Annotated in this window: 11 protein-coding genes; 10 read left to right on the plus strand and 1 reads right to left on the minus strand. The window is 59.5% G+C overall.

Annotation, left to right across the window (positions count from 1 at the left end; translation table 11 throughout):
* From mraY to D3871_RS03685, 10 genes are all read left to right on the plus strand, one after another.
* A complete protein-coding gene (gene mraY / locus D3871_RS03640; protein ID WP_119767661.1) occupies positions 1 to 1170 on the plus strand; it encodes a phospho-N-acetylmuramoyl-pentapeptide-transferase in 1170 nt (389 codons plus the stop codon).
* Positions 1170 to 2660: a UDP-N-acetylmuramoyl-L-alanine--D-glutamate ligase gene (gene murD / locus D3871_RS03645; protein WP_119767662.1), complete on the plus strand. Its 1491-nt coding sequence runs from the start codon at positions 1170 to 1172 to the stop codon at positions 2658 to 2660. The genes mraY and murD overlap by 1 nt, the downstream gene beginning before the upstream one ends.
* Positions 2657 to 3865, plus strand: a complete 1209-nt coding sequence (gene ftsW, locus D3871_RS03650; protein WP_119767663.1) for a putative lipid II flippase FtsW — start codon at positions 2657 to 2659, stop codon at positions 3863 to 3865. The genes murD and ftsW overlap by 4 nt, the downstream gene beginning before the upstream one ends.
* Complete coding sequence (gene murG / locus D3871_RS03655; RefSeq protein WP_119767664.1) at positions 3862 to 4950, plus strand: undecaprenyldiphospho-muramoylpentapeptide beta-N-acetylglucosaminyltransferase; 1089 nt, start codon at positions 3862 to 3864, stop codon at positions 4948 to 4950. Before ftsW ends, murG begins: the two co-directional genes overlap by 4 nt.
* A complete protein-coding gene (gene murC / locus D3871_RS03660) occupies positions 4947 to 6332 on the plus strand; it encodes a UDP-N-acetylmuramate--L-alanine ligase (RefSeq protein WP_119767665.1) in 1386 nt (461 codons plus the stop codon). Before murG ends, murC begins: the two co-directional genes overlap by 4 nt.
* An 11-nt stretch (positions 6333 to 6343) precedes the next feature.
* Positions 6344 to 7330, plus strand: a complete 987-nt coding sequence (locus tag D3871_RS03665) for a D-alanine--D-alanine ligase (protein ID WP_119767666.1) — start codon at positions 6344 to 6346, stop codon at positions 7328 to 7330.
* Positions 7331 to 7357: 27 nt separating this feature from the next.
* Entirely contained in the window at positions 7358 to 8140 is a 783-nt protein-coding gene (locus D3871_RS03670; RefSeq protein ID WP_119767667.1) for a cell division protein FtsQ/DivIB, read from the plus strand.
* Positions 8141 to 8142: 2 nt separating this feature from the next.
* Positions 8143 to 9375 carry a cell division protein FtsA gene (gene ftsA, locus D3871_RS03675; RefSeq protein WP_119767668.1) on the plus strand — a complete coding sequence of 411 codons (1233 nt, stop codon included), beginning with the start codon at positions 8143 to 8145 and terminating at the stop codon, positions 9373 to 9375.
* Positions 9376 to 9479: 104 nt separating this feature from the next.
* Positions 9480 to 10667, plus strand: a complete 1188-nt coding sequence (gene ftsZ, locus D3871_RS03680) for a cell division protein FtsZ (protein ID WP_119767669.1) — start codon at positions 9480 to 9482, stop codon at positions 10665 to 10667.
* 163 nt (positions 10668 to 10830) lie between these two features.
* Positions 10831 to 11337 carry a peroxiredoxin gene (locus D3871_RS03685; protein ID WP_119767670.1) on the plus strand — a complete coding sequence of 169 codons (507 nt, stop codon included), beginning with the start codon at positions 10831 to 10833 and terminating at the stop codon, positions 11335 to 11337.
* 723 nt (positions 11338 to 12060) lie between these two features.
* On the opposite strand, the gene D3871_RS03690 is transcribed toward D3871_RS03685, so the two are convergent.
* Entirely contained in the window at positions 12061 to 12822 is a 762-nt protein-coding gene (locus D3871_RS03690) for a DeoR/GlpR family DNA-binding transcription regulator (protein ID WP_119767671.1), read from the minus strand.
* Positions 12823 to 12882 lie beyond the last annotated feature (60 nt).

Genomic DNA, 12882 nt, shown 5'->3' on the forward strand with positions numbered 1-12882 from the left:
ATGCTGCTTTGGCTGGCACAATATTTTCAACAGGATCTCGGAACACTGCGGGTCTTCAACTTCATCACCTTTCGTGCCGTTTTCGCCACGCTTACCGCGCTGGTCATCGGACTGATTGCCGGTCCGGCCATGATTCGCATGCTGACCCGTCTGAAGGTCGGCCAGGCTGTGCGCACAAACGGTCCGCAAACGCATTTGATCAAAACCGGCACGCCCACGATGGGCGGCGCCTTGATTCTGCTGTCCATCGGTATCTCGACCATACTCTGGTCCGACTTCAGCAATCGTTTCGTCTGGGTCGTGCTGGTTGTAACACTGGGCTATGGTGCGATCGGCTGGGTCGATGACTATCGCAAGGTCGTCTACAAAAATCCGGAAGGCATGTCGTCGAAGGAAAAGTATTTCTGGCAATCGCTGATCGGCGTCGCCGCGGCGATCTATCTTGCATTCTCGGTATCGGCACCGACCAATACCAAGGTGCTGCAACTGTTCATGGAGTGGGTGCAGTCCGGCTTCAGTCTCGACCTGCCGCCCAAGGCTGACCTGATCGTCCCGTTCTTCAAGACCATCAGCTATCCGCTGGGTGTATGGGGCTTCATCGCATTGACGTACTTTGTCATCGTCGGCACCAGCAATGCAGTCAACCTGACCGATGGCCTTGATGGCCTTGCCATCATGCCGACCGTGATGGTGGGGTCGGCGCTGGGATTGATCGCCTACCTGACTGGCAGCGCAATGTATTCCAAGTATCTGTTCATTCCCTATATCCCGGGTGCCGCGGAGCTGATCATTTTCTGCGGTGCGATGGCGGGCGCAGGGCTTGCTTTCCTATGGTTCAACGCGCATCCGGCACAGGTATTCATGGGCGACGTCGGTGCACTGGCCCTCGGCGGCGCGCTTGGCACCATCGCGGTCATCGTGCGCCAGGAAATCGTCCTGTTCATCATGGGCGGCATCTTCGTTGTCGAAACGCTGTCGGTGATGCTGCAAGTCGCTTACTTCAAGTATTCGAAGAAGCGCTATGGCGTCGGCCGTCGCATTCTGTTGATGGCACCGCTGCATCACCACTTTGAACAAAAAGGCTGGAAAGAAACCAAGGTAGTGATCCGCTTCTGGATCATCACCATGATGCTCGTGCTGTTTGGTCTGTCTACATTGAAGCTGCGCTAATGGACTATCAGGGAAAACAGGTTCTCGTTCTCGGGCTGGGTGAATCCGGTCTGGCGATGGCATTGTGGCTCGCGCGATGCGGCGCTAGCTTGCGCGTCGCCGACACGCGTGCCGAACCGGATCGTCTTCCTGCGCTGCGCGCCGCCGTGCCAACCGCTGAATTCATGAGCGGTCCGTTCGCCGCTGCGCTGGTCGAAGGCATGGACTTCATTGCGGTCAGTCCCGGCCTTGCACCGACACGCGAACTGGCCGACATCGTTCCGGCTGCACGGGAAAAGGATGTGCCGCTGTGGGGCGAGATCGAACTCTTTGCGCAGGCGCTGGCTGCGTTGCGCGAATCGCAGGCGTACGCGCCCAAGGTCATCGCGATTACCGGTACCAATGGCAAGACCACCGTCACCAGCCTGACCGGCATGCTGTGCCGTCGTGCTGGCCTGACGACCCAGGTTGCGGGCAACATCAGTCCGGCGGCGCTGGATGTATTGCGTGAAGCGCTCGACAAGAATGAGCTGCCGCAGGCATGGGTATTGGAATTGTCCAGCTTCCAGTTGCACACGACTTACAGCCTGCAGGCCGATGTCGCTACCGTGCTCAACGTGACCCAGGATCATCTTGACTGGCATGGCGACATGGACGCTTATGCCGCCGACAAGGCACGCATCTTCGGCGCGCAAACCATCCGCCTGCTCAATCGCGACGATCCGCGCGTGATGCAGATGGCAGCGCCGATGACGCCCGTGATTACCTTCGGCACCGACGAGCCGGATCATGCCGATTGCTTCGGCCTGGCTGACGAGAATGGCATGCAATGGCTGTCCACCGCGATTGCGTCGGAAGAAGGCGAAAAGCGTCGGCGCAAGAAGGACAACATCGAAATCCCGATCATCCCCAACCGTCTGATGCCGGCCGATGCGCTCAAGATTCGCGGCCAGCACAATGCTGCAAATGCGTTGGCTGCGCTGGCGCTGTGCCGCGCGATCGGCCTGTCGATGGCGCCGCTGCTGCATGGCTTGCGCGAATATCGCGGCGAGCCGCATCGGGTCGAACTGGTGGCCAATGTCGGCGGCGTGGATTACTACGACGACAGCAAGGGTACGAACGTGGGCGCCACCGTGGCCGCGCTGAAAGGCCTCGGCGTCGGTCAGGGCAGCAATCGTTTGCTGCTGATCGCCGGCGGCGACGGCAAGGGGCAGGATTTTTCGCCGTTGGCCGAACCTATCGCCAAGTATGTGCGCGCGGTGCTATTGATCGGCAAGGATGCACCGGCCATTCGCGCGGTGCTCGCTTCGACTTCGGTCGAGCTGGTCGACTGCGCAACGCTGGAAGAAGCGGTACAGGCGGTCTCCGGCATCGCGCATATCGGCGATTCGGTATTGCTGTCGCCGGCATGCGCCAGCTTCGATATGTTCAGGAATTATGCACATCGGGCCGAGGTATTCATCGACGCTGTCCGTGAACTTGCCTTGTCGCGTGGCGAGGTCATCGCATGAAGTTTGCAATGCCGTCATTCTCTTCTTCATCGGCCAAGACGCCGATTCCCGGCGTGGTGCAACGCTCGAAGATGATGGACTACGACCAGCCTCTGGCATGGGTGGTCGTATTGCTGATGCTGTTCGGCATGGTCATGGTGTACTCGGCATCGATCGCGTTGCCGGATTCGCCGAAGTACGCAAGCTACAAGAATTCGCATTTCCTGTTGCGTCAGGCATCATTCATCAGCGTGGCCCTGATTGCCGGTTTCTTCGCATTCCGTGTGCGCATCGAAACCTGGCAACGGCTTGCGCCTTATCTTTTTGTCGCGACCATGGTGTTGCTGGTCCTGGTACTCGTGCCCGGCATCGGCAAAGGTGTCAATGGTGCGCGGCGCTGGTTGTCGTTCAAGGTGTTCAACCTGCAGCCGTCGGAACTCATGAAGCTGTTTGTCGTGCTGTATGCCGCCGATTACACCGTGCGCAAGCAGCAATACATGCACAAGCTGACCAAGGGCTTTTTGCCGATGACGGTTGCGATCGGATTTGTCGGTTTGCTGCTGCTGCTCGAACCGGACCTGGGTGCGTTCGGCGTGATCGTCTGTATCGCCATGGGCATTCTGTTCCTGGGCGGGATCAACGGCATCTGGTTCGGCGGCATCGGCGCGACCCTGGTCGGTATTTTTACCATGGTGATCTTGCTGTCGCCATGGCGCCGTGAGCGGATTTTTGCTTATCTCAATCCTTGGAACGAAGAGAATGCGCTGGGCAAAGCCTATCAGTTGTCGCATTCGCTGATTGCATTCGGGCGCGGCGAGCTGTTCGGCGTCGGCCTGGGCGGCAGCGTGGAAAAGCTGCACTATCTGCCGGAAGCGCACACCGACTTCCTGCTGGCCGTGATCGGCGAGGAGCTTGGCTTCGCCGGCGTGCTGGTGGTCGTTGCTATGTTTTACTGGATCGTCAAGCGCGCATTTGAAATTGGTCGCCAGGCGATTGCGATCGATCTGACCTTTGCCGGCCTTGCCGCCAAGGGCATAGGCATCTGGATCGGCGTGCAGGCCTTCATCAACATGGGCGTCAATCTCGGCTTGCTGCCGACCAAAGGCTTGACCCTGCCACTGATGAGTTATGGCGGTTCCGGCGTGCTGATCAATTGTGTCGGTCTGGCGATCCTGTTGCGCATCGACTACGAAAACCGTGTGCTGATGCGGGGAGGGCGGATATGAGCACGCATACCAAGCGGCTGATGATCATGGCGGCCGGCACCGGCGGTCATATTTTCCCCGGTCTGGCGATTGCGCAAACCATGAAGGCGCGCGGCTGGGAAGTGTCGTGGCTAGGCACCATGCATGGGATGGAGCGCGATATCGTGCCCCGGCATGGTGTGGCGATGGATTCGATCGACTTCGCCGGTCTGCGCGGCAAGGGTCTCAAGCATACCGTGCGCGGCGCGTTCAAGATGGTGGGCGGCTTTGCTTCCTGCTTCAATATCATCGGCCGCCGCAAGCCCGACGTCGTGCTCGGCATGGGCGGTTATGTCACCGTACCGGGCGGGGTGATGGCAAAACTGCGCGGCGTGCCGCTGGTGCTGATCAATGCCGATGCGGCGTTGCTGCTGTCGAACAAGGCGCTGGCGCCGGCGGCGCAACGCGTGCTGTTCGGTTTTCCAGCCGACTTCGGCAGTGCCGCGCGCAAGGCACTTGTCACCGGTAATCCGGTACGCCAGGAAATCATTGATGTGCCCGTGCCATCGCTGCGCTATGCGACACGCACCGGTCCGCTCAAGCTGCTGGTCGTCGGTGGCAGTCTTGGCGCGAAAGCCTTGAACGACTGTCTGCCGGCGGCGCTCGCGCGCATCCCGGAAGCGTCGCGACCCATCGTGACCCATCAGTCCGGCAAGCAGCATATCGATGTATTGCGCAATGCTTATGCAAGCGCAAAGGTACAGGCGGAAGTGGTCGATTTCATCGACGACATGCCGCGCCGCTATGCCGAAGCGGATCTCGTGATATGCCGGGCGGGCGCGATCACCGTATCGGAACTGACCGCCGCCGGCGTCGCAAGCGTACTGGTGCCGTTGGTCGCATCGACCACATCGCATCAGCGCGACAATGCGCAATGGATGGCCGCGCAAGACGCCGCGATTCATTTGCCGCAAGCGGAACTGACTCCGGAGCGACTGATGGTCCTGCTGCAGTCGATCACGCGTGAAAAATGCCGTGCCATGGCGGAAGCCGCCTATGGACGCGGCCGTCGCGAGGCCAATGAAGCCATCGCGAACGTCCTTGAAGAATGTGTCAATAAAGCATGAAACATAAAGTCAAAAACATCCATTTCGTCGGCATCGGCGGTTCCGGCATGAGCGGAATCGCGGAAGTGCTGCTCAACCTCGGCTATACCGTATCGGGCTCCGACCTTGGCAGCAATGCCGCAACACAGCGCCTGACCGAACTCGGTGCGCGCGTCACGCAAGGGCACGCCGCCGAGAACGTGCAGAACGCCGACGCGATCGTTACCTCGACCGCTGTCAAGAACGACAATCCGGAAGTCATCGCGGCCCGCGCCAAGCATATTCCGATTGTTCCGCGTGCCATCATGCTGGCCGAACTGATGCGGCTGAAGCAGGGCATCGCGATTGCCGGTACCCACGGCAAGACCACGACCACCAGCCTGGTCGCCAGTGTGCTGGCCGAAGGCGGCTTCGATCCCACGTTCGTGATCGGCGGCCGGCTCAATAGCGCCGGCGCCAATGCCAAGCTGGGCGCGGGCGACTTCATTGTCGCCGAGGCCGACGAATCGGACGCGTCCTTCCTCAACCTGTCGCCGTGCATCGAAGTCATCACCAATATCGATGCCGACCACATGGAGACCTACGATCACAGCTTCGCCAAACTCAAGCAGGCTTTCGTCGAATTCACCCAGCGCCTGCCGTTCTATGGCGTGGCCATGTTGTGCATCGACGATCCCAGCGTGCGCGAAATCATGCCCTTCATTTCCAAGCCCATCCTGACCTATGGTTTCCATCAGGATGCGCAGGTGCGCGCGGTCAATGCCAAGGCCGTCGACAGCCATATGGAATTCACCGTGCTGCAGGACGGCTATCCACCACTCGACGTGCATCTGAACCAGCCCGGCATGCACAACGTGCAAAATGCCTGCGCTGCGATTGCAATCGCGCGCGAGGTTGGCGTGGCCGACAGTGCAACACAAAAGGGCTTGCGTGAATTCAACGGCGTGGGCCGCCGATTCACGCGCCATGGCGACATCAAGCTGCCGGACGGCGGTTCGTTCACCCTGGTTGATGATTACGGCCATCATCCGGTAGAGACTGCGGCCACGCTGGCAGCCGCGCGCGGCGCCTATCCCGGTCGCCGGCTGGTGCTCGCCTTTCAGCCGCACCGTTATACCCGCACGCGCGACCTGTTCGAAGACTTCGTGAAGGTGCTGTCCAGCGCCGACGCGCTGGTATTGGCCGAAGTCTATGCGGCCGGCGAGCAGCCCATCGTGGCGGCCGACGGACGCGCGCTCGCGCATGCGCTGCGCGTCCTCGGCAAAGTAGAACCGATCTTCGTTGAAGACATTGGAGAAATGCCCGCGACCATCATCAACATGGCAAAAGATGGCGATGTCGTGATCACCATGGGTGCTGGTTCGATCAGTGGTGTGCCCGGCAAGCTGGCTCATACGAGCTGACAGGATTAATCATGAATGCAACAGATTTGAAAAAAGAATTTGGAAAAGTCGGCGTGCTGTTCGGCGGTCGTTCCGCCGAGCGCGAAGTCTCGCTGATGTCCGGCAGCGGCGTGCTGAAGGCACTGCAAAGCAAGGGTGTCGATGCCCACGGTTTCGATCCGGCCGAGCGCAGCATCGCTGAACTGGCTGCGGAAAAGTTTGATCGCGTATTCATCGCCTTGCATGGCCGCTATGGCGAAGACGGCACATTGCAGGGCGTGCTCGAACAGCTCGGCATCCCCTATACCGGCTCGGGCGTGATGGCTTCATCGATCGGCATGGACAAGATCATGACCAAGCGTATCTGGCTGAGTCATGGTTTGCCGACGCCGCGCTTTAGCGTGCTCGACTCGAAGGATGCGACGCTGGAAGAGTTGCGCAAGGTGCCGGACGACCTCGGATTGCCGCTGATGCTCAAGGCACCACATGAAGGCTCGACCATCGGCATCAGCAAGGTGGTTGGCTACTCCGACATGCAAAGCGGTTTCGAACTGTGCGCGAAGTATGACGAAGTCGTGCTGGCGGAAGAATTCATTTCCGGACGCGAGCTGACCGTGCCGGTGCTCGGTACCGGGCGCCATGCACGCGCGTTGCCGATCGTAGAGATCTGTGCACCGCAGGGCAACTACGATTACGAACACAAGTATTTCAGCGACGACACGCAGTATTTGTGCCCGGCACCGCTCGACGCCGCGTTGACCAAGCGCATCCAGTCGATCGCCGTGCGTGCTTTCAATGCGGTCGGCAGCTCCGGCTGGGCGCGCGTCGATTTCATGCTGCGTGCGGCCGACAACGAACCCTTCCTGCTGGAGATCAATACTTCTCCCGGCATGACCGGACATTCGCTGGTGCCGATGGCAGCCAAGGCGGCGGGAGTCAGCTATGAAGACTTGTGCGTGGAAATCTTGCGTTCGGCCGATTTGGACCTGAAGCCGTCGCAAGACTGGAAACCCGCTTAAGACAATCAAGGAAAGAGCCGGATCACCATGTGGCATGACGTCAGAACGCTCAACGCAACCACCAGCGCCTTGCTAGGCCTGCTGGTGTTGAGCTTGCTTGCGTCCGGCCTGTGGTGGGTGGCCAACCGGCCGATGTTTACGCTGAGAAGTATTCAGGTCGAGTCTGTCGACGGAACGCAGTTGAGGCACGTTAATCCTTCGACGATACGCACGACTGCGGTACCGCGCATCAAGGGCAATTTCTTCACCGCCAATCTCGATGCGGTCAGGCAGGCGTTTGAAGCGGTGCCTTGGGTGCGCAAGGCCAGTGTGCGGCGCGAGTGGCCGAACAAGTTGATCGTGCAGGTGGAAGAGCATATGCCGCTGGGCACCTGGGGTGATGACGGCAGGCTGGTGTCGATCAAGGGCGATATCTTCACGGCCAATCTGGATGAGGCGGAAGAAGATGGAGAGTTGCCCGAGTTCGCCGGACCGGAAGGTAGCGAGAAGGAAGTGGTTATGCGCTACCGAGAATTGCAGGACTGGTTCAAGCCTATCCAGCTGGAGCCCGATGCGCTGCAACTGTCCAGCCGCTACGCATGGACCGTCAGGCTCAACAACGGTTTGACAGTGGAACTGGGCCGCGAGCAGAGCAAGACGACCGTGAAAGACCGCGTGGACCGGCTGATCGGAATTTATCCGCAGCTTGCCGCCCGTCTGCAGGACAAGATGGAAAGTGTGGACATGCGTTACCCGAACGGCCTGGCTCTGCGGGCACCGGGAGTGAAGTTCGGAACGGATAGCAAAAAAGCGAAACAAGCGAAGCGATAAATATGACAAAAGACGCAAAAAACCTGATCGTCGGCCTCGACATCGGCACCTCGAAAGTCGTGGCCGTGGTCGCCGAAGTCATGCCAAACGGGAGGCATGAAGTCATCGGACTCGGGCAGCACGAATCCAAGGGCTTGAAGAAGGGGGTAGTGGTCAACATCGAAGCGACGGTCGAGTCTATCCAGCGCGCACTGGAAGAAGCCGAGCTGATGGCCGACTGCAAGATCAGGAACGTCTATACCGGTATCGCCGGCAGCCATATCCGCAGCTTCAATTCGAGCGGGATGGTGGCCATCAAGGACAAGGAAGTCACCGCCACCGACGTGGCGCGCGTGATCGAAACCGCGAAGGCGGTCAACATCCCGACCGATCAGCAGTTGCTGCATACGGTTCCGCAGGAATTCATCGTCGACAGCCAGGATGACGTGCGCGAGCCGATAGGCATGAGCGGCATCCGGCTGGAAGTGAAGGTACACATCGTGACCGGCGCGGTCTCGGCGGTGCAGAACGTCGTCAAGTGCGTGCGCCGCTGCGGTCTTGAAGTATCCGACCTGATCCTGCACCCGATGGCATCGGCCGACGCGGTGCTGACGCCGGATGAAAAGGAACTGGGCGTGGTGTTGATCGACATCGGCGGCGGCACCACCGATGTCGCGATCTTCACCGAAGGCGCGATCCGCCACACTGCGGTCATTCCGATCGCGGGCGACCAGATCACCAACGACATCGCGATGGCCTTGCGCACGCCGACGGCGGAAGCCGAGGAAATCAAGCTGCGCTACGGCGTCGCCAAGCAGGTGCTGGCGGATCCGGGCGAATCGCTGGAAGTGCCGGGACTGGGCGATCGCGGTTCGCGCAGCCTGTCGCGCCAGGCGCTGGCGGCGGTGATCGAGCCGCGCGTCGAAGAATTGTTTGCGCTCGTGCATCAGGTGGTGCGCGAGTCGGGCTATGAAGAAGTGCTGTCGTCAGGACTGGTACTGACGGGCGGCTCGGCAATGATGCCGGGCATGGTAGAGCTGGCGGAAGACATCTTCCTCAAGCCGGCGCGTTTGGGTGTACCCGAGTACAGCGGCCAGTTGGCGGATGTCGTACGCAGCCCCCGCTATTCCACCGTGCTCGGTTTGTTGCTGGAAGCAAAAAAGCAGTACTTGCGCGGCCATATCGTCACCCGCCAGGATGGTTCGGTGAAAGCGGTATGGCAACGCATGAAAGAGTGGTTCCTGGGTAATTTCTAAAATCAAAAATCGTCATTTGCAAAGAACGCAGTTTGCAGTTGCTAGTCGCCACACCGCGTGGTGACTAACGACTGAAAACTGCATCATCATCTAAGGGAGTCATCATGGAAATCGATATGATCGATAACGCAAACCTGGGCACGGTGATCAAGGTGGTCGGTGTTGGCGGCGCGGGCGGCAATGCAGTGCAACACATGATCAATAAGGGCGTGTCCGGCGTGGAATTCATCGCCGCAAATACCGACGCGCAAGCATTGGCGACTTCAAAGGCCAACAACGTCATCCAGATCGGCGAAACCGGCCTGGGCGCCGGCATGAAGCCGGAAGTGGGCCGCAAGCTGGCCGAAGAATCGCGCACGCGCATCGTTGATGCACTGCGCGGCGCGCACATGGTGTTCATCGCAGCCGGAATGGGCGGCGGCACCGGCACCGGCGCCGCACCGATCGTGGCCGAAGTGGCGAAGGAACTGGGCGCGCTGACTGTTGCAGTCGTGTCCAAGCCTTTCTCCTACGAAGGCGCGAAGTGCATGGAAATCGCCGACGAAGGCCTGGAAGCATTGTCCCAGCACGTCGATTCGCTGATCGTCATCCTCAACGAAAAGCTCGAAGAGATTTACGAAGACGACAGCATGATCGAATGGCTGCAGCATGCCGACGACGTGCTCAACAACGCGGTGGCTGGCATCGCCGAAATCATCAATGTGCCGGGTCACATCAACGTTGACTTCAATGACGTCAAGACCATCATGGGCGAGCAGGGCAAGGCAATGATGGGTACGGCAACCGCGTCCGGCGTCGACCGTGCACGTATTGCGGCCGAGCAGGCCGTCGCATCGCCGCTGCTCGACGGCATCGACCTGTCCGGTGCGCGCGGTGTGCTGGTCAATGTCACTGCCAGCCGTGGCTTGAAGGGTAAGGAAATCAAGGAAGTCATGGCGACGGTCCGTGCTTTCGCCGCGCCGGACGCGTCGATTGCGCAGGGCATCGCCTACGACGACTCCATGGGCGACGATATCCGCGTCACCGTGGTCGCCACCGGCCTGGGCCGCTCGCGCAAGAACGTGCAGCTGGTCCAGACACCGGTCCTGCGCACAGGCACGCACAACGAGCCGATCATGCAGAGCACCGGCATGATGAATCACGGTTCGGCCCAGCCTGGCGGTTCCTTCGAAGGCTTGAGCAAGCCGGCGGTATGGCGTCGCGAATCCGCGTCGGATACCGTGCGCGCGCTGGAAAAGAATGGCATGGAAACCTATGACATTCCGGCCTTCCTGCGCAAGCAGGCGGACTGAGTCGAAATAGCCGGCGTATACTTGCGCCGGTGCAGAAAAGGCAATAACAAGGCATACTGCGGTCTGTACGCCGCGCCCCTCGTGAAAACGGGCGGCGCGGCGTTTTTATTGGCGTTAGCGCCATGGCAATACCGCCACATCACATCAAATACGAGGACACATCATGACCATCAAGATCGGTGATCGCCTGCCGGAAGGCTCCCTTTCAGAATTTATCGAAGTCGAATCGGAAGGCTGCTCACTCGGCCCGAATACCTTCAACGTCAGCGAGCTGACCAAGGGCAAGAATATTGCCATTTTCGGATTGCCGGGCGCGTACACACCGACCTGTTCCGCCAAACATGTGCCGGGTTATATCCAGCATGCGGCTGATCTAAAAGCCAAGGGCGTGGATGAAATCTGGTGCGTTTCGGTGAACGATGCTTTCGTGATGGGTGCCTGGGGGCGTGATCAGAAGGCTACCGGTACCGTGCGCATGATGGCAGACGGGAATGCGGCGTTTTCGAAGGCGCTGGGCTTGGATGCGGACTTCAGCAAGTTTGGTATGGGGACGCGGTCGCAGCGGTATTCGATGCTGGTGGAAGATGGGGTGGTGAAGCAGCTGAATGTGGAGCATGCGGGGAAGTTTGAGGTTTCGAATGCTGAGACGTTGTTGGGGCAGTTGGGGTAAGGTTTTCGCTCTTCGGTAATTCGGTTCTTTTCGTTCTTCGGACGGGCTAGCCGGGACTGGCCCCGGCGGGCCACTTACTTTCTTTGCTTCGCCAAAGAAAGTAAGCAAAGAAAGGCGACCGGCGCTCGCAGCCCTTCGGGTCCCCGCCGGTGTGCATACGCAAGCGGGAAGCGAAACAAACTCGCCTGCGGCTTAGACAGGTTTCGCTTCTTTATCCGCTTGCGTATGCACACCGGCGGCTGCTCACAGCGGGAAAGGCTGACACCCATCCCCACCCTGACCCTCCCCTTGAAGGGGAGGGAATCATGCGTTCTTTACATTTCAACCGTAGTCAGAAATACCCGTATTTCCACCTGTTGAATTTATAAAGTAAAGGACAGCACAGTTCCCTCCCCTTCAAGGGGAGGGTCAGGGTGGGGATGGGGTGCAGGCAGTTCCCTTGTAGCGACGCCAAAAGAGTGCCGTTCAAAACGGATAAGAAGCGCAGTTGTCTGGGCCCGCGGAGGGGAGCCGCAGGCGAGTTCTGCGCTTCCCGTTTTGAACGGCAGTCTTTTGGGCACCCGCGCAGCGGGCGGCGATGCAGGGTTCGGCCTCGGCGGCCCCCCTATTTTTGCCTACTTTTTTGGCGAAGCAAAAAAGTGAGTGGCCCGCCGGGGCCAGTCCCGGCAAGCTCGTCCGAAGAAACAACGGAATAGAATCACCGAAGAAAAAGCAATCCATCAATCAAGGCGCCACCACCACCTTCACATGCGCCTCCTTCAACACCTTCGCCAACCCCTCCGGCGGCTTAACATCCGTAAACAACATATCAATCTGCGACAGATGCGCCATCCTCACCAGCGCCTGCCGCCCGAACTTATCCCGATCCGCCACCAGCCACACCTCCCGTGACTGCTCGATAATCGCCTGTGCCACCTTCACCTCACGCGGATCGAAATCGCGTAGCGTGCCATCGGATTCGATACTCGAAATCCCGATAATCCCGATATCCACCTTGAATTGCCGGATGAAATCGATCGTCGCCTCACCCACGATGCCGCGATCACGTCCTCGCACCACGCCGCCGGCGATGATGACCTCGCATTGCGGGTTATCGGCAAGAATGGCCGCGACGTTCAGATTATTCGTTACCACATGCAAGCCATGGTGATGAACCAGCGCCCGCGCCACTTCCTCCGTTGTCGTGCCGATATTGATCAGCAGCGAACATCCGGCTGGCACCTGTTTCGCCACCGCGCCGGCAATGCGTTGCTTGGCATCGATATTCATCACTTGCCGCTGGCTGTAGTCGATGTTTTCCACCGATGAGGGCAGGCCCACGCCGCCGTGATAGCGGGCCAGCAGCTTGGCTTCCTCCATCTGCTTGACGTCGCGCCTGACCGTCTGCGGCGTCACATCCAGCTGCTGCGCCAAGTCTTCGACCGACATCGTGACGCGCTGCCGGACCACTTCAAGCAAACGTCTTTGACGTGGATTAAGAGTCATTCCTTATCTCCGATAAACAATTACAGGACACTTAAACTGATTGTAAACGAACATAAACGA

The sequence above is a fragment of the Noviherbaspirillum saxi genome, assembly GCF_003591035.1.
In the GTDB taxonomy this organism is placed as follows: Bacteria; Pseudomonadota; Gammaproteobacteria; order Burkholderiales; family Burkholderiaceae_D; genus Noviherbaspirillum; species Noviherbaspirillum saxi.

What these genes read in the sequence shown, in the direction of transcription:
- ftsW (WP_119767663.1), top strand. Translation starts at nt 2,657, where the DNA reads ATGAAGTTTGCAATGCCGTCATTCTCTTCTTCATCGGCCAAGACGCCG.
- murC (WP_119767665.1), top strand. Translation starts at nt 4,947, where the DNA reads ATGAAACATAAAGTCAAAAACATCCATTTCGTCGGCATCGGCGGTTCC.
- ftsA (WP_119767668.1), top strand. Translation starts at nt 8,143, where the DNA reads ATGACAAAAGACGCAAAAAACCTGATCGTCGGCCTCGACATCGGCACC.
- murD (WP_119767662.1), top strand. Translation starts at nt 1,170, where the DNA reads ATGGACTATCAGGGAAAACAGGTTCTCGTTCTCGGGCTGGGTGAATCC.
- D3871_RS03670 (WP_119767667.1), top strand. Translation starts at nt 7,358, where the DNA reads ATGTGGCATGACGTCAGAACGCTCAACGCAACCACCAGCGCCTTGCTA.
- ftsZ (WP_119767669.1), top strand. Translation starts at nt 9,480, where the DNA reads ATGGAAATCGATATGATCGATAACGCAAACCTGGGCACGGTGATCAAG.
- D3871_RS03690 (WP_119767671.1), bottom strand. Translation starts at nt 12,822, where the DNA reads ATGACTCTTAATCCACGTCAAAGACGTTTGCTTGAAGTGGTCCGGCAG.
- murG (WP_119767664.1), top strand. Translation starts at nt 3,862, where the DNA reads ATGAGCACGCATACCAAGCGGCTGATGATCATGGCGGCCGGCACCGGC.
- D3871_RS03685 (WP_119767670.1), top strand. Translation starts at nt 10,831, where the DNA reads ATGACCATCAAGATCGGTGATCGCCTGCCGGAAGGCTCCCTTTCAGAA.
- mraY (WP_119767661.1), top strand. Translation starts at nt 1, where the DNA reads ATGCTGCTTTGGCTGGCACAATATTTTCAACAGGATCTCGGAACACTG.
- D3871_RS03665 (WP_119767666.1), top strand. Translation starts at nt 6,344, where the DNA reads ATGAATGCAACAGATTTGAAAAAAGAATTTGGAAAAGTCGGCGTGCTG.